Here is an 18,174-nt window from a genome sequence, read left to right as displayed (position 1 = left end):
CTATTCGTCCTGTTCCGCAGGCAGCTTCGTCTGAATCTGCTCACGTCTCAGCTTTGCTCTTAATCGTTCCAGCTCTAGATCGACTTGATCCACAGTAGACAGATTGGCAAGCTGTTCCGGTTTTGTGGATGCTGTAACGTGATCAGAATGAACCACATTTGCCTTAGCTGTCACCTGCATCAAATTAGAATCATTCCTGTTACCAATAAGTGCACGTTCAGGCTTAGGAACATTAACAGGTTCCATTATTGGAGCAGATGTAGTTACTGTTTCATCAGCACTTATCTGCTCCATCTCGTTTGCTGCTTTCCGCTCACCTTTGAGGCCCTCGTCCTCCTTATCTGTATGCAGGGTCACGACGTTTCGCGTACCGCTTATACGTTCATAGAATAACCGTTTGTCCCGACTGAACAAGCATAAAACGACATGGACTCCCATTACTGCGATCAGCACGAGATGAACAATAACAAGGATCAAGCTGGTGCTATACGGCAACTCGCCATAGGTGTAAATGATCGCCAGCATGCAGTTTAATCCAAACACTCCGTAATACAGCATTCCATATCGTTTTAATAAGGCGAGCCACGTAATCGATGGCTTACTGCTGCGGCGAGCATCTTCAATGACGTGAATTCGAGTAATCCACTTGCCAAGCGTGCGCCCGTTCGTGATCGCAGCAATTACAACAAAATATAAAAACACAGATATGGCAAGTGCAACTAAGCGGAACGAAGTGGCATCCATGTTGCGATCAATATATCCCAATGTCATCGTATCAGCACCGTACAAGACAAGACCGACAATACTCGCAAGCATCCCGAGCACAGTAGTGTCAATGACAAAAGAGATACCTCGGCGGATAAATCCAACCGTCATTTTTTCCAAATCTATATGCTCGTCCAACTTGTCTGCTCGCGGCAGGAAGTAAGTGAGAATAGGCGCCACAACAAAACCGATCATACCACCCAATGTATTCAGCATGAGATCATCTACGTCAAATAGACGGTACGGACATTCGTATATGCCATATAAACCTGTAAGCTGAGTAGTCTCGAAGAAGATGGAGACAAGTAAACTGATCAGCAAGGTGCTCATCCAACCGCGACGGAAATAATAGCGCAAGTAGACACCTAAGGGCAATGTTAACACCACATTAAACAACGCTTGTAAAAATGCACGTTCTTTAAGCAGGTAAATATAAGAAGCGGGACTGCTCCAAGTAATGACTGCTTCCTTTTTGATATCACTTATAAAGGTAAAGGGCTTTGTCTGCATGTATGACCATAATGAACCCTCACGAAGACAATTACTGAAGTCTGCCGGCAGAGGTAAAATGACCAAATAATAAGCAGAGAGCAAATAAAGCAGCAAGGAATACAGCACGACAGACCGCAGTTTGTTGACATACCCGTATTTACGGTATTGAACAATGAGAAACGGAGCTGTGAGTACCAAAGCGATAAACGGAAAGGTAATGATCGCTTGCTTAATTGGAAATAAATAATCATTCATCTGTAATTCTGACCCTCTTTCTTACAGTGGAAAATAACAAATGGATCGATGAGGCCTTTCGGAATATACCATGCTCCACGGGCCATCAAAAGATACGAAAAACAGCGCTCAAGACCGAGCGCCTTTTGCAACATAACATACCAAACCAATCAGAGGAAACAACTTGTAAAGAGCAAGCTTCTTTCTTAATCAGCTTTTTTTGTGGAGTTCTCCTGTGGAGGAATACTTGTAATAAATTTCAAGATACGGTTATTGACGTCCTGTGGGTAGTCATGGTGAATATAATGCCCTGCTCTAATGTACGACTTTTGCGTCGCCTTGGACGAAATAGACATAAGCTGACGCTGCACCTCGCGCCAATTCGGATAGCCGTTGTTGGGGGCAGACAGGATGAGTACAGGAATATCCCCAACCTTACCTTTTTCCAATAATTTGAGACCGCTCTGATGAAATTGCTTCCGTTCCTCCAGCATCATCCGATTGTTGGCGTTTTTTAGAATCATGCTGACTTTAAGCTTCTCAATAGACTCTGGGAGATCCTCCATGTCATTAAACGAATGGGTCATTATGCCTAGATCACTTAATCCACGCAGTACACCTAGCTTTTTAGCACCTTCAATCATGTACCAGCCCATTTTATATCCCCAGTCCATGTCAGCATCGCGAGCGAATTCAGGACTGATGCCATCTAACATAATTAGACCGCTCACTTCTTCTGGGTACATTTGTGCAAATCGGATTCCTTCAAGAGCTCCCATAGAGTGACCTAGTATGATATAAGGCGGATGTTCACCAGATTGCTGCAGCAGCTGCCGCATTTCATTAGTCATCGTATCGATATCTCTTGAGATGTCGGTAGCTTCGCTCCAGCCATATCCAGGTCTTTCATATGTAACTACACGGGTATAGTGCTTCATTTCTGCTGTTATTGGATAAAAATCAGCATAAGGAGAAGACGTCCCATTTCCAGCCGACAACACGAGCGTTCCCTTAGCACTTGGCTGACCACTTGCAGAAACAAACATCTGATGCCCATTAATCGAAATAAGCTTGCCTGCTGGGGATACATTTCTGAAATCGAGCCATACTCCAATCATCTGATATATCCAACCCAACAAACCAACAACAAGGATTGCGCATCCCACTCTAACTTTTTTTGACTTTAACATGTATCCTCACCTTAATCATCACTCGCATGACGTTGAACTTTTCAAGTGATACGACGTTATCGGTAATATCACCCCTTCAAACGAGTGTGTCGCCTCACAAAAGAATCGGCTTCATTTCTAAATTGTTTTCGATAACATTGTCTAATCTTTGCAGCATGTATCCGATACCCGAGCAGTCACTTAAAGGATAATTAAAGATTAGATCTTCGGATGTAAAAATCAACGGCAGTATCGATCGGAACTTCTTTCCACCCAACATGACTACCTCAGCAGCCTGATCTAACTTTTTTTCTGCTGCTTGCTTTTGTAATTCCGATATCGTCACAAGCTGCGGATGATCGCTTCCAAAACGAACGTTATAGTTGTCTGGCACGATATCGTGCTTCAACAACAAGCCATGCTTGGCTGACAGTATAACCCAATGCTCATAGTGAGCACGGGCATAGGCTTGACATTTCCGATGCAGCGCTCCGGTATATGCATACTGCGCTTCATAAGGACCAACAGCATTTCTATCACTATCCCATATTTTTCGGGAACCGCATGGAATTATACATATTCGTCGCAAGATGCGTCAACACTCCGTTTCATCTCATATCAACCTAGGTCATATCTCCTTGCTAATCATACCATTAAATAGGAATTCTGAAAGGGGAGTATAACAAAAAAAGCCCGTCTCCAAGCTGGTTGGAGTTAACGGGCGATTAATTGGACAGCATCAACACTATTTTTGACTAACCTTTATAAGCTGCTTTACTCATTTTCCAGCCGCCTGCCTTTTGCTGTTCATTCCACAATCGATTGTATATCCCCATGTCATTTATTAATTCTGAATGGGTGCCCGCTTCCGCTACTTGGCCATTCTCAATTACAATGATCTGATCGGCGTTGCGGATCGTTTTAAGGCGATGGGCGATCACCACGACCGTCTTGGAGCGAACAAGCGCTTGTATCGCTTGCTGGATATAAAGCTCGTTTTCCGAATCAAGTGAGGCCGTCGCTTCATCCAGCAGTACAATCGGTGCATCTTTCAAAATAGCTCGTGCGATGGACAACCGCTGTTTCTCTCCTCCCGATAAAGACGAACCTTCCTCACTAATAACAGTGTCGTACCCTTGTGGTAGTCTCGTAATAAAGGAATGGCAATTGGCAGACTGGGCCGCTTGTACGACCTGCTCGAACATTGCCTTTGGATTGCCTACTTTAATATTATTCAGCACGGTATCGTTGAATAAGACAACATCTTGAAAGACCATGCTGATGGAGGCATACAAGCTGTCAGTAGCGATCTCGCGTACATCAATGCCGCCAATCTGGATCGAACCGCTCTTTACATCCCAAAAGCGGGCAATCAAATGTGCGATCGTGGATTTGCCGGAACCGGATACACCGACTAATGCCGTCATGCTGCAAGGTTCTACCGAAAAGCTAATTCCAGACAACACGGGCCTGCCGTCATATTGGAAATGGACGTTCTGAAACGCGATCCCAAATTGTTGCGGTGTCCTAGAAATGATCGGTTCTGGCAGCATGGGTTCCTCTAGTACTTCTTTCACTCGTTCACCTGCATTGCTCATATAACGCAGTTCTGCCAAATGAGCGCCAGCCATTCGTAGTGGATTGTAGAAGCGTAAGCTAATGATAAGAAAGATCAGAAATACCGACACATCTAATGTGCCTCCAAATAATAAATAACTGCCCAATAATAACAAGCCGATAAATCCAACTTCCAGCACAATGGCGTATGACAGAATGATTGGGGAAACCGTCGCCTCCAGCTTAATGCTCTCATCACTAAGCTGTTTCATTGCCTGCTGCATCCGGGCAAACTTCTCACCTGTCTGATTGTACGCTTTGAACAATTTAATGCCATGAATGTATTCCAACAGCCTTGAATTCGCATGTGATACCATCGACAAACGACGGCGGCTAGCACGATTAATGGTGCGCTGCGACCAAATCAGCAGTGGAAGTGCCAGCGGAACCGCTACGATCATCGCCAAGCCAAGCCGCCAATCCAACCATAGTAGAAAAAGAGCCACAATTGATGGCATCGCAATAGCACCTACAATGTTAGAAAAGAGATGGGTTAATATTTTCTCAACTTCATCTACATTGTTAAGCAGCGTGTGACTAATCTCTCCCTTATCTTTACGTGCAAAATAGCCCATCGGCAGCTTACGCAAATGCTCACCCAGGCGCAGCCTTGTGTCTCGCATTAGACTTGCCCCAGTTATCATGGCATCCAGATAGCCTATTACAGAACAGACGGCTTGCAGCAAAAAGGCAACAATCATAATGCCAATGCATAACCAGATTTGCTTCATATCCAGTGGAGGATGGAACAATTGATGAATGACTACAATCAGCATACCGTATGGTACACTAGCAAATATCATTTCCAATACAGTAAATAATGCTGCGCGACGGAGCTTGCCAAGTGAACCGCCTGTAACGGCTCTTACCATATTAAGCATGCTGTGAAGCCTCCTTTCCGCCTACTACCCATACGCTCGCAGCCGTATACGCTTTCCATAAGGAACGATACGTATCACAGTGCTGCAGCAGTTCCTCGTGTTTGCCGCTGCCGGCAATTCTACCCTCTTCAAATACAATGATACAATCCACATCTGTAATCGTGGATAGACGATGAGCGATGACAACTACAGTCTTACCTGGCAGCAACTCACTTAATGCGTCTTGAATATGGGCTTCATTCTCTGGATCTGCAAATGCAGTTGCTTCATCCAATATTAGAATTGGCGCATTTTTCAAAATCGCTCGTGCAATCGAAATGCGCTGACGTTCGCCTCCGCTTAGATGCATTCCACCGTCACCGATCACTGTACGATAACCATCAGGCAGCTCCGTTATAAAAGTATGGGCCTGTGCAGCAGTTGCAGCTGCGTACACTTCGCTGTCCGTTGCTTCTTTGCGGCCTAGGCGGATATTTTCCAAAACTGAATCATTCAGCATAAATACATCCTGGAATACAAAGGCAATGCGGTCCATTAATATTTCTGTTTTCATATCCTTCAGATTCACACCACCGATGCAAATTGATCCAGATGATACATCCCAGAAACGTGCAATTAACTGTGCTGCCGTTGTCTTGCCTGCTCCCGAAGGCCCTACAAAGGCAGTAATCGTCCCCTCTTCAGCCCTAAAGCTTACATTGTGCAGCACCTGCTGTTTGCCGTAACTGAAGTGCACGTTAGCAAACTCTAGATCGTGACGCTGAGGAATTAATGCATTTACAGGCTCTTTAATTTCATCCTCTTGCAAAATGTCCTCAATTCGATTAACGCCTTCCATGTTTGCTTTCAACATATGGCCGAGCTCCGAAATTTGCTTGATTGGCGCAGTAAAGCCAACTCCAAGAATAAGGAACAATAGCAATATCTCAAGCGACACATCACCTGACGTATAGAGCCATATTCCAACCGGCAGAATAAACAGCAGTCCTGTCTCAATCATCACCATAAACAATGCGTATACAGGGGCAAGCCGCCGTGATGTCCGAATCCAGAATGAGGTATACTGGTTAACAGAATCTTGATAGCGGACAAAAGACTGTACGGTCATACGATACGATTTAATAATTGGCATGGCACGGACATATTCGAGAATGGTGCTATTCATCACTTCTAATGTCTGATGATACTCTTTCATTCTTTCTCCCTGTCCACGAAACATAGTAGATTGCATGAAGAAAGCGAGCGGAATAGGAATAAGTGCCGCCAGGGCAAGCCGCCAATCCATCGCAAATAGCACGATAACCGTAAATAAGGGGGTAAATAAAGAAGAAGCGAAATCAGGCAGGTGGTGAGCGATAAAATTCTCGATTCGTTCTACGTCCTCCGCTATAATCTTTTTAAGTTTCCCGCTTGTCCGGTCAGAAAAATAACCTAGTGAAAGGCTGGCAAGCTTGTTGGTCAGCTGAATTCGCAGCGAATACAAAATCCGATAAGCTGCAGTATGCGAAATAATCGTGGATGCTGCAAGCAAGCCAAATCGTAATACAACAGCTCCAAGCGCAATCCATACCATCGTCCAAACCGCACCCGTATCTACAGGTGGAGTCAGCAGCGCCACTGTCATCTGGTATACAATGAGATAGGGCACCAGGCTTAGTGCTGCACTCATAACGGAGAACAGGCACGACCAAAACAACTGCACGCGGTGTGTGCCTGCTAATTCCAAAAGTTTACGTAAACTGCCTTTCGACTGCACGTTCTCATCTCCCAACCCTATATACTGCAATATTGTCTCTTGAGAAAGATTATCATTAAATGACGCAAATTTCTGCCGCTCCACGGTTTAATTCCACCTGTGGACGGATAATAAATAACCGTCCAACAAAAATCATCTTCGATACAGATGCTTTTACTTTTTCTTAAACTATATATAATATAGTATATATATGAATAAAAGTTGAATTTCCGTTTCAAAATCTTATGCCTAGAGGTGAAGTCACCGTGATAACGTTAAGTGTTTTGGATCAATCACTCATCCCTGAAGGCAAGTCCCCTACTGACGCACTAAGGGATACAGTTAGACTGGCTAAGCATGTAGAATCTCTCGGCTATCATCGATTCTGGGTGTCGGAGCATCATGCTTCCAGCGGCATTGCTGGGACCAGTCCCGAGGTGCTGCTCTCACACCTCGGAGCCAAGACTAGTAACATTCGTCTTGGGTCAGGCGGCGTGATGCTCCCCCACTACAGCGCTTATAAAGTAGCCGAGAACTTTAAGGTCCTTGAAGCGTTATACCCTGGACGGATGGATGTTGGTGTTGGCAGAGCTCCAGGCGGAACACCACTTGCCTCACGTGCGCTGCAAGAGGACATCCATAGATCCATAGATCGTTATCCAGAGCAAATACGTGATTTAACAGCCTATTTGCATGATTCCTTGCCGCAGGGGCATCGCTTTGCCGGACTGCGCGCTGCACCCTATATTGAGACAGCGCCAGTGTTGTGGCTGCTTGGTTCGAGCGGTGACAGCGCCATTGTAGCAGCCGAGCAAGGAGCCGCCTATGCCTACGCGCATTTCATTAACCCACATGGCGGTACAGACACGATGCGCTATTACCGTCAGCACTTTAAGCCGTCATTGTATCAAGAGGCGCCAAAAACACTAATAACCGTATCCGTCATTTGTGCGGATACCGAGGAAGAAGCTGAACTGCTTGCACGGAGCATGCAGTTGACATTTGTATTGCTGGAACAAGGCAAGCAAACTAATGGATTTCCTTCTGTGGAGACGGCGACAGATTATCCATATACCGCATATGAACGGATGCGGCTCCAAGATATTCGTAACCGGGTGATCGTCGGTACCCCCGGACAAGTGAAACAACAACTGCTTGATATAAGTGAAGCCTATCAAACCGACGAGATCATGATTGTCACTATGGTCCATGATATTGAGGCCAAGCTTAAGTCTTATCAACTGATCGCTGATGTATTTCACGAGCAGCCGAAATAAAAGGATTCAGAATAAAAGGGGCTATCCCAAAAGCCCATTTATTATCTTTCGGACTCACTAGACTCTGAATTTGACGCATAAAAATGCCCTCAAATCCCACTTCAATGTGGAATTTGAGGGCATTTCGCTAATTATTACGAGATCTTCTTCGTGCCTCCGAACACTTTTGGGACACCCCTACAATTTATTGCTCTAGCTTATTCATATACCTCTAGCATGCTTCTTCATTCTCGCTTGCTTAACGATTAGTTGCATCTATACAAACATTTCAGTCCAAAAAATGCAGCAGTTCCTCTTTAAAATCCCTTTTAATGAACAAAGTAACAATCATCCATCCGGTGCTCATGCAAGCAAACCACAGCGGTAGATTGATAGTATTAATAAATACCCCTATCCAAGCAAATGCACTCACGATCACCCAAAAAACTGTACTAATTAATAAGTAAAAAATTCTGAAAAGGAAATCAATGATGTCACCCATCGTCTCACCACCTGTTGTCTTCTGCTTCGTCGGTTCACGCCATTTGATCTTAGTAAATATATAGTTATTTTTTGTAAGTATATCACACAACAGAAATTCCAGTAAATTCATATCATTAAATAGCAATCACAAAACTTTCATGTTTCACGTCAGAGAAAATAGTTGGAATGTAAAATATATTTGACATTTTGAAAAGAAACAGTACAATAAAAGATGTAAAGTATGTTTTACATTTAAGATTTATCTCCTCTTCCAATTTAGAATAAACTGCTCCATATACGTTATTTAATGTGAGGGCTATATGATTTTTTACGCTTTATAAATGAACGAATTTATATTCATGAAGGGAAGCTTATGATGAAATTGCGCAAAGCAGATGAAATGGAACAGTTTCAAAACGAGAAATCCACAAAAAATGGATTTATATTTTATACCGTAGCCTTGCTGGGATGGGCACTATTTGACATGTTTACTAAGGGGACGCCCGGTGTGCAAATGACATTTCTATTGATAGGATGTGCCATATATTTTTGGTCGAGGGTTGCATACCATAATAAAATGAAATAAATCTGTCTAAAGTGCTTAGATTGGTATAAATATCAAAGCAAGTAGAGTTATAAATTATCATCTTCACTTAAACAACAGAAAAAGGTTACTAAATGGGAAAATTAGTAAGAACCCTAAAGAATTAGTCAATTTACGCACGCTAATGTAATATGTCATTGAAGCAATCATATGTTAAGCCCCGCCATTATTAATGACGGGGCTTAATGTAATATACAACGATACAACGCCATTGTTCTTGGCTAGAGATCGATTTTTACGATTATTCGTACTGAATAAGAATAAGGTCATTTTAGATAAGTAGTCGCATAGGAGAATTGCAGCTAGAAGTCTGAGCATAAGAGGAAATTCGGCGGTATATATTCGCGAGTTGGACAGGTATTAAACAATTCCTTGCTAAAGGAATTGTTGCGGGCGAATGTGCCCTGCTTTCACATCCGCCACTATTTCAATCGCATGTTCTGCTTATAAATACTCGACTCATGATGCGGCGATTTAGCTTGCGAAGATAACGTTTTCATGGATAGCCCTCCATTTACATCTAACGTTCCAGCTTCGAAAATCTCTTCCCCGATAAGTTCAATGTATTTCAGAATGTATCTGAGCAGCGTTATCAGCTAACCTTATGCTCAATTCTCAGCTTGTCTGCAACCATTGCAATGAATTCTGAGTTGGTTGGCTTCGACTTGCTGATGTTAATCGTATAGCCGAATAATCGACTGATGCTGTCGATATTGCCACGTGTCCAAGCGACTTCAATCGCATGACGAATCGCACGTTCAACGCGGGATGGCGTGGTTTTGTATTTCTCTGCAATGGCTGGGTACAGTGTCTTGGTGATAGAGCCAAGAATCTCGATATTGTTGTACACCATTGTGATGGCTTCACGCAAATACTGATATCCTTTAATATGAGCAGGTACGCCAATTTCATGAATAATTGTTGTAATATTCGCATCCAAGTTCTTGCTCTTAGACAGCGGCACTACGTTGGACTTCAAGGAAGAGTTCGTAATAAACGAGCTTGCATTAGAACTTGATATCATATGAGCCGAAGAAGAGCCGGCAAGCTGACGAATTCGGTTCGCTAACACATCCATGTCAAACGGTTTTAATATGTAGTAAGAGGCACCAAGTTGAACCGCACGTTGTGTAATACTCTCCTGACCAAAAGCAGTAAGCATAATGATCTTAGGCTGCGGGGATAAATTAAGCTGGCGTAATCGTTCCAATACTCCTAAACCATCTAAATGAGGCATAATAATATCAAGAATAAGGACGTCGGGGACAGTTCTCGACTGCTCCAGGAATTGGAGCACTTCCTCGCCGTTATAGGCAACACCCGTGACGACCATATCTTCCTGCTCCGACAAGAAATCCGCTAACAAATTCGTAAATTCTCGGTTGTCATCCGCTAATAATACTTCAATCTTTTGCAACTGAGGATCCTCCCTTAAACAAGTTTCGCAATCGTCGCGTCTTATTGTGCTTTGAAGTGACGTGGCGTTAATTCTTTCTTGTTTATGATATTCGACATCTAAAATGAAATACCTTCTGTCGAATATAATTTTTCTTTCTTTTTCTCAATAAAACATTTATAATTATAATTTCGTTTGTTTTTCAACATGCTTCATGGTTGTTCGTGATGTTTCGACAACGAAAGAAAGGTCCACGCGATTGCCGTGAACCTTCCCTTGTTGTGACCATTGTGAATTAGACAATACTACCCCTGCATCCTGCAACATCCATTCGATAAAGCAACCATAACCCGAGCTTGGATTGTTTACAAAGACGTGAGTCACAGCTCCAATAAGCTTGTTATTTTGAATAATTGGACTGCCTGACATTCCTTGAACAATTCCACCCGTCTTTTGAAGCAAGCGCGGGTCCGTAATTCGTATGACCATTCCCTTTGTTGCAGGCGCGGACTGACGTGTCACATGTACGATCTCAATCTTGAAACGTTCGACCTGCTGTCCATTCACAACTGTCAGCATTTCAGCAGGCCCTTCCTGCACTTCTTCATTAAAGCCAATTGGAATCGGCTCCGTAAAGACACTATGTTCTGGATTCGCAGTCATTTTTCCAAAAATTCCAAACGGTGTATTTCGCTCCACATTGCCTAGAACTCTGCTCTCTTTTACAAACTGAGCTCTTTTTTCGCCCGGCTCGCCATTTTGACTTTTGGAAATAGAGGTTACATTGGACTGTACGATCTCACCTTTGCCAACCACAATTGGTGTTTGCGTATCCATATCAGTAATTACATGTCCTAGAGCCCCATATACGCCCTGATCAGGTGCGTAAAATGTTAATGTTCCTACACCTGCTGCTGAATCGCGAATATAGAGACCAAGGCGCCAGAGCTTATCCTCAGCATCATACGCAGGCTGCAGCTTTGTCTGCACTTCATTGGCACCACGACGTATGACTAATTCCAAGGCTTTATCTGCTTCTCCTGCCTGACGTACAATCTCCGCAACTTTGGACACATCCTGAATACGGGTTCCATTCATACGCACAATAAGATCACCAAGTTGAACACCTGCATCTTCTCCGGGTGATAATTTACGTTCTTCACTTACTTTTACCAGATGATGACCAACTACTAAGATGCCGTCAGATTTCACTTTTACACCAATCGTTTGCCCACCCGGGATAACTCGTAAATCCGGCACGACATTTACTTTCAGTGTCTTAAGTGGAATCCGATTAAACAGCTTCAACTTCAGCTTTGCCTGTCCTGCTTGTGAAGTCGAGAGCGAGAGCGGCTGACGAAGAGACACATTCAACGCTGCCGTACGTTTGCCATTGACCTGTAAAATGTCAGGACGGTCAACCGTTGCATTTGCCATTACTGGCATTACCAGATGTAGCTGTTTTTGTTGCCCTTCAAATAAACGTAATTCGCTTGGTAATGCAGCATAAGTGCGAAATGGGGTTGTTGTGCAGCCGATACTAATGATCAGAACAAGCACAAGACCTAGCAGCCGTTTAATGTTGGGGTTCAAAGGTGTCCACACTCCTTTGCTTCGAAGCTTTGACGTTTAAGGGAATGGCCCTTAATCGTAACATTAAGTTAACCTTGACCCCAACCTTTTATAAGTGAAAATGATTCCTCAAAACCTTGATTTTAAGCACCTTTTTGACGTTCAGCCAATTTAAGCATTTCTTGAGCATGATGTACTGTTTTTTCCGTAACTTCCACCCCGCCAAGCATACGCGCGAGCTCCTGTACCCGTCCATCTTCGTCCAGTTCGGTCACATAAGTAGACGTACGTTCGTCCAGGACCCGTTTCTCGATGTAATACTGATGATCAGCCATACAAGCCACTTGTGGCAAATGGGTTATGGCAAATACTTGCCCACTTCCAGCCACTTCGGCAAGCTTCTCCGCGATAGCCTGAGCAGCCCGACCACTAACCCCTGTATCCACCTCATCAAAGATAAGAACTGGGATACGATCAACTTCTGCAAATATGGTTTTTAGCGCCAGCATTATGCGCGACAGCTCACCGCCAGACGCAATCTTATGCAGCGGACGCAGCGGCTCACCTGGATTGGGGGAAATAAGGAACTCAACATCATCCCATCCCTTCTTAGTCAAACGAGTAGCTACACCATCTACATCTACGCCTTGGTTATCCTGAAGAAGATCGATTCGAACACCAAGCCGTGTTCTTTCCATATGAAGATGCTTTAACTCGCTCTCGATCCGAAGCGTCAATTCAGCAGCAAGCCGCTTCCGTAAATCACTAAGCTCACTTGCTAACAAGATCGCTTCCTCAAGCTGGATTGCCTGTTCTTTTTCTAATTTCTCGATCCGTTCGTCTTTATTTTCCAGCTTGTCCACCTCACCTTGAATGTGCTCAAGGTGCTGCAGCATAGCTTCAATTGTTGACCCGTATTTCCGCTTTAGTCCGATGATGTGATCTAATCGATCTTCAATTTGTTCCAATCGTGTAGGATTAAATTCAATCTGCTCACGATAATCACGCAGTTGGAAAGCAGCATCCTCCAATTGATAAAAAGCGTTTTGCAATTGCTCCACAATCGGTTGAAATTGTTCAGGGTCTACCGGAACAATCTGCTCCAATCGGTCAACAGCTAAGCTAACCGCGTCCATTGCCCCTTGACCATACAATTTTTCATATGCGCCATTGACATTATCCATAAGTTTTTCGGCATTGGTTAGTTTACGCTTTTCTTCCGCCAACCATTCATCTTCACCTAATTTTAGCTGTGCAGACGACAGCTCCTCGATTTGAAAACGGTACAAATCTAACATTTGATACGTTTGCTGACTGGTCTGCTTTAACTGTTCCACTTCACGCCGGACTTCTTTATATCGATTGTACTGCGCCGTATATCGCCGTTTCACCTCAGATAATGATTCCCCGCCGTATGCATCGAGCCAATCCAGATGCTTGTCCACCTTCAAGAGCGATTGATGCTCATGTTGACCATGAATGTTTATCAGCATTTCACCAACTTCGCGCAGCATCGTTAAGTTCACCATCTGTCCATTCATCCGACAGAAGCTCTTGCCTTGCGCCGTCAGTTCACGTCTGATGATCAGTAATTCATCCCGGGACGCATTAATGCCAAGCCTGTCGACTGTATCCCATACGGGATGATCATCGTCAAGTTCAAACGAGGCTTCCACTTCTGCACGTTCGCACCCGTATCTGACAAAGTCCGAAGAGCCCCTTGCGCCTGCAATGAGGCTCAGCGCATCAATAATTATGGATTTACCTGCCCCTGTCTCCCCCGTAAGCACATGAAACCCTTTATGAAAATGCAACTGCACCGCTTCGATAACCGCCAAGTGACGGATTGACAATGCTACTAACATCCCGGCATCCCCTCCTATGCCCTATCTTTGCATATGATTATGAAATGTAACTCATCACTTGATCCACAACACCTTGCCCAGTGTCCTTCGTCCGACTGATGATCAGAATCGTGTCATCACCGCACACGGTTCCTAGAATCTCAGGCCACTCAATCGCATCCATCAGTACCGCTATTGCATTAGCCGTTCCCGGCAAACATTTGATTACCACAAGATTCTCTGCCCGGTCTACACTAACAAAGTTATCAAGCAGGGCCCGCTTCAGCTTCTGAGCCGGGTTAAACCGCTGATCGATCGGCAAAGAGTACTTATAACGGCCATTATCCATCGGTACTTTTATTAAATGGAGTTCCTTCATATCCCTTGACACTGTCGCTTGCGTGACATGAAAACCAGCCTTCCTTAAGGAATCAACCAGTTCATCCTGCGTCTCAATATCGTTATTCATTACAATCTCTCTAATTTTAATATGCCTTTGACCTTTCATGAAGACCCTCCAAAACCAGTATTAAGCTCTATACACTTGACTATTTATTCGCTGGAACCACTCGGCTCTCCTACATCCATACGAATGACTCTGACACTACGTTCCGCCATATCAACAATGACAACCCCTGCACAATCCGGGAATGCAAGAAAGTACGTGGTCCATAACTTGCGGATACCACTCGCCGTCCAATCCAACTGCATTCGTTCTCTTGCACATCGTACGACGTACCAGTCCTCATTTTGCCGCACTATCAAGTCTACCCACAATCGGGAACTCAGTTCTTCATGCTCATCAACACGAATTCGTATGGGCACCGAGAACTTGCCGCCAACAATCTCATAACCTTCCTGTTCAAGCAAGCGCTCTGTCTCATCGTCATGAACATAATGGTCGGACAAATATATTTGCTCCATAGGCTCTGACCGGAACAAGGCACGCCTGCTGGCGAAGACGCCCCATACAACAAGTCCAATAATAATAAACCACAATACGGCATAGTCGCCCCTCATGCCTACACCATCCTTAATTAGAGGTACATGATAATGGTTCATAGTTATGTGAAATGGCTTCAATCTGCTGTATATGTCCATTGTATAGGAAAAAGGGGGTAAACAGCAAAAGAAAACCCATCCGTTGGATGCTTGTCCCTTTACGGATGGGTTTCGTCTAATACACATTTCTGAAATGACTGCTTAGTCGTCAAGAAGAAACGCGAAATTTCTGATTGGCATCCTTGACAACTTGTGCAATGTAATCGCGGGACACCGTTACAGCCTGGCTTTCGCTTGATACATCCGGCACGATCCAATACGCCAGAAATTCTATATTTCCTTCGCCTCCCGTAATAGGGGAAAACGTTAGGCCCTGCAACGCGAAGCCCATCTCGGTTCCGAAGTCGAGAATGTCACGCAGTACAGCTTCGTGCGTAGCCGGATCTCTTACAACTCCTGACTTTCCAACTTTCTCCCTACCTGCTTCAAATTGCGGCTTAATTAAGGCGACAATACGTCCTGGACGTGTAATCAGAGCCCGCAAAGGCGGCAATATAAGTTTCAAGGAGATAAAGGAAACATCAATCGATGCAAAATCCGGCTGAGGTCCCTCAAGATGTTCTCTTTCGACGTAACGGAAATTCGTACGCTCCATCACTTTTACACGTTCATCGTTCCGCAAGGACCAATCCAATTGATTGTATCCAACATCTACGGCATATACCATAGCAGCACCGTTCTGGAGTGCACAATCGGTAAATCCTCCAGTTGAAGCGCCAATATCAATCATCGTCGCGTCTTGCAGAGCAAGATCAAAATGCTGGATAGCCTTTTCCAGTTTTAGGCCGCCGCGTCCTACATAAGGGTGCGGCGCCCCCTTCACATGAATGGAGACAGCACGAGGTACTTTCATACCCGCCTTCTCGATTCTTTCTCCGTCCGCATAGACAAGTCCCGCCATTATAGCGGCTTTAGCCTTTTCGCGGCTTTCATAGAAGGCTTGCTCGACGAGCAGCACATCTATGCGTTCTTTCGGTGTTGACATGCCCTTGCTCCTGTCTTGTCATGATTACGTTACGCGCGTGTCAAACGATTGTCACCACGCGAAAACAACATCGTTCTTAGCTCGTTGGCAACCCGATCCGCAGTCAAGCCGACTTCTTCGCGCTGCTGCTTAATACTTCCATGTTCAACAAAATAGTCCGGTACACCAATTGGGGTGATCATTTGATTATAAATATGTCGCTCTGCATAAAACTCCAGCACGCTGCTGCCAAGCCCGCCCTTGGTACAAGCTTCTTCCAATACGACCATTGGCAAATGCTCCTTGGCAAGCTGCAACAGCATCGTTTCATCAAGCGGCTTAATGAAACGGGCGTTAATGACGCGCAGCTGTATACCATCACGTCGCAGCAACTCGGCGGCTTCCTCTGCCACCTGGATCATGGGTCCGACAGCAAGCACAACTGCATTCTCTCCCTGACGAACGACTTCCCAACTTCCAATTGGAATTGAATGAAGTTCTTGGTCAAATTCCACACCGACACCGTTAATACGTGGATAACGCACGGCAATAGGTCCATCATTGTATTCCACAGCTGTCTTCATCATGTGTCGCAGCTCGTTTTCGTCTTTAGGCATCATCAGCACGATATTCGGAATATGACGCATATACGCGATATCGTATATTCCTTGATGAGTCTCCCCGTCCGGACCGACGAATCCGGCACGATCAATTGCAAAAATGACATTTGCATCCTGACGGCAAATATCATGGACGATTTGATCATAGGCGCGTTGCAAGAACGTTGAGTATACCGCGTAGACAGGCTTCATGCCCTCCAGCGCAAGTGCAGCACACATGGTTGCTGCATGCTGTTCAGCGATACCTACGTCTATCATCCGACCTGGGAACTTCTCCGCAAACTGCAACAGGCCTGAGCCGCCTGGCATAGCAGGTGTTACCGCAACAATTCGTTCGTCCTGCGCTGCAAGCTCAATCAACGCATTGCCAAACACTTCTGTATACATGGGATTGCCGACTGCCTTTACAACTTGACCAGATTCAATCTTGTAAGGCGTGATACCATGCCACTTGTGCGAATCCGCTTCCGCAGGCGAGTACCCTTTGCCTTTGCGGGTAATGACATGCACAAGCACAGGACCCTCAACACGATCTGCTTGATCAAATGTATCAATAAGTTTCTTGATGTCATGCCCATCTACAGGGCCCAAATATGTCAGGCCAAACTCTTCAAATAACATACCTGAAACAACTAAATATTTTAAACCGTCCTTCATCCGTTCAGCTGTTTTGGCAAGCTTGTCGCCGATGGCCGGTATTTTCTTCAAAAGCTGCTCTACTTCTTCCTTTGCTTTTACATACGTACGGTCTGAGCGGATCTTGCTCAAATAATTATGAAGAGCCCCTACATTAGGCGCAATAGACATTTCATTATCATTTAGCACGACCATTAAATTTCTCTTCTCATGGCCAATATGATTGAGGGCCTCCAGAGCCATACCTCCGGTTAAAGCACCATCCCCGATTATGGCGACAACCTTATTGTCCTCACCCTTTAGGTCACGCGACAGCGCCATCCCCATTGCTGCAGATAACGATGTGCTGCTATGGCCTGCTTCCCATACATCATGCTCGCTCTCAGAGCGCTTAATAAATCCGCACAGGCCTTTGTACTGCCGGAGTGTATCAAATTTATCCTTGCGACCGGTCAATATTTTGTGAACATATGATTGATGTCCAACATCAAATAAAAACTTGTCGTTCGGACTATTGTACAAATAATGAAGGACGATTGTAAGTTCTACCACGCCCAAATTAGGTGCCAAATGCCCGCCAGTGGCAGACAGCTTCTCGATGAGGAATTGGCGAATCTCTTCGGCGAGCGCTGGCAGTTGATCCACCGTCAGCCGCTTCAGATCACTAGGTTGATTTATCTGTTCGAGCAGCACGGGTTTTCCCTCGCTTTCGTTGGTTCATTTGATGATGATGCACTACCTGGTTGGTGTATTTCACATGTCATATTCATCTCTAATGTGGTTATTTTAAACTCTTATCCCAGAATTAAAACCTGTCTATATATACACCACTTCATGTAAAAGT

14 protein-coding genes are annotated in these 18,174 nt (G+C 44.6%); 1 reads left to right on the top strand and 13 read right to left on the bottom strand.

Going from position 1 to position 18,174, the window contains the following annotated elements:
* The 5 genes from QP775_RS00740 to QP775_RS00720 all read right to left on the bottom strand — a co-directional run bounded on the left by QP775_RS00740 (position 1) and on the right by QP775_RS00720 (position 6,998).
* A complete protein-coding gene (locus QP775_RS00740) occupies positions 1-1,512 on the bottom strand; it encodes a VanZ family protein (RefSeq protein WP_285102831.1) in 1,512 nt (503 codons plus the stop codon).
* 185 nt (positions 1,513-1,697) lie between these two features.
* Positions 1,698-2,681 carry an alpha/beta fold hydrolase gene (locus QP775_RS00735; RefSeq protein WP_239327106.1) on the bottom strand — a complete coding sequence of 328 codons (984 nt, stop codon included), beginning with the start codon at positions 2,679-2,681 and terminating at the stop codon, positions 1,698-1,700.
* 94 nt (positions 2,682-2,775) lie between these two features.
* Entirely contained in the window at positions 2,776-3,249 is a 474-nt protein-coding gene (locus QP775_RS00730) for a DUF6884 domain-containing protein (RefSeq protein WP_285102830.1), read from the bottom strand.
* A 166-nt stretch (positions 3,250-3,415) separates the two neighbouring features.
* Positions 3,416-5,158 (bottom strand): ABC transporter ATP-binding protein, encoded by a 1,743-nt coding sequence (locus tag QP775_RS00725; RefSeq protein WP_285102828.1) that lies wholly within the window; start codon positions 5,156-5,158, stop codon positions 3,416-3,418.
* Positions 5,151-6,998: an ABC transporter ATP-binding protein gene (locus QP775_RS00720; RefSeq protein WP_285102826.1), complete on the bottom strand. Its 1,848-nt coding sequence runs from the start codon at positions 6,996-6,998 to the stop codon at positions 5,151-5,153. Before QP775_RS00720 ends, QP775_RS00725 begins: the two co-directional genes overlap by 8 nt.
* Before the next feature lie 161 nt (positions 6,999-7,159).
* On the opposite strand from QP775_RS00720, the gene QP775_RS00715 reads away from it, so the two are divergent.
* Complete coding sequence (locus tag QP775_RS00715; protein WP_285102824.1) at positions 7,160-8,170, top strand: LLM class flavin-dependent oxidoreductase; 1,011 nt, start codon at positions 7,160-7,162, stop codon at positions 8,168-8,170.
* Positions 8,171-8,438: 268 nt separating this feature from the next.
* Here the strand turns inward: QP775_RS00715 and QP775_RS00710 are convergent, their stop codons facing one another.
* The 8 genes from QP775_RS00710 to dxs form a co-directional block, all read right to left on the bottom strand.
* The gene (locus QP775_RS00710) at positions 8,439-8,651 is read right to left on the bottom strand and encodes a hypothetical protein (protein ID WP_239327096.1); all 213 of its coding nucleotides are present in this window, start codon (positions 8,649-8,651) and stop codon (positions 8,439-8,441) included.
* 1,177 nt (positions 8,652-9,828) lie between these two features.
* A complete protein-coding gene (gene spo0A, locus QP775_RS00700) occupies positions 9,829-10,653 on the bottom strand; it encodes a sporulation transcription factor Spo0A (RefSeq protein ID WP_239327092.1) in 825 nt (274 codons plus the stop codon).
* A 162-nt stretch (positions 10,654-10,815) separates the two neighbouring features.
* The gene (spoIVB, locus tag QP775_RS00695) at positions 10,816-12,225 is read right to left on the bottom strand and encodes a SpoIVB peptidase (RefSeq protein WP_239327090.1); all 1,410 of its coding nucleotides are present in this window, start codon (positions 12,223-12,225) and stop codon (positions 10,816-10,818) included.
* 122 nt (positions 12,226-12,347) lie between these two features.
* Positions 12,348-14,069, bottom strand: coding sequence for a DNA repair protein RecN (gene recN, locus QP775_RS00690; RefSeq protein ID WP_239327088.1), 1,722 nt, complete (start codon positions 14,067-14,069; stop codon positions 12,348-12,350).
* A 37-nt stretch (positions 14,070-14,106) separates the two neighbouring features.
* A complete protein-coding gene (ahrC, locus tag QP775_RS00685; protein ID WP_028544156.1) occupies positions 14,107-14,556 on the bottom strand; it encodes a transcriptional regulator AhrC/ArgR in 450 nt (149 codons plus the stop codon).
* A gap of 44 nt (positions 14,557-14,600) precedes the next feature.
* Positions 14,601-15,110: a DNA-binding protein gene (locus QP775_RS00680; RefSeq protein ID WP_239327086.1), complete on the bottom strand. Its 510-nt coding sequence runs from the start codon at positions 15,108-15,110 to the stop codon at positions 14,601-14,603.
* A 148-nt stretch (positions 15,111-15,258) separates the two neighbouring features.
* Positions 15,259-16,095: a TlyA family RNA methyltransferase gene (locus QP775_RS00675; protein WP_239327084.1), complete on the bottom strand. Its 837-nt coding sequence runs from the start codon at positions 16,093-16,095 to the stop codon at positions 15,259-15,261.
* 29 nt (positions 16,096-16,124) lie between these two features.
* Positions 16,125-18,023, bottom strand: coding sequence for a 1-deoxy-D-xylulose-5-phosphate synthase (gene dxs, locus QP775_RS00670; protein ID WP_239327082.1), 1,899 nt, complete (start codon positions 18,021-18,023; stop codon positions 16,125-16,127).
* Between the last annotated feature and the right edge of the window lie 151 nt (positions 18,024-18,174).

The organism is Paenibacillus sp. UMB4589-SE434 (genome assembly GCF_030226685.1).
Classification (GTDB): domain Bacteria; phylum Bacillota; class Bacilli; order Paenibacillales; family Paenibacillaceae; genus Paenibacillus_B.
Note: the sequence above shows the minus strand (reverse complement) of the source record. Positions and strands in the feature narration are given on the sequence as shown.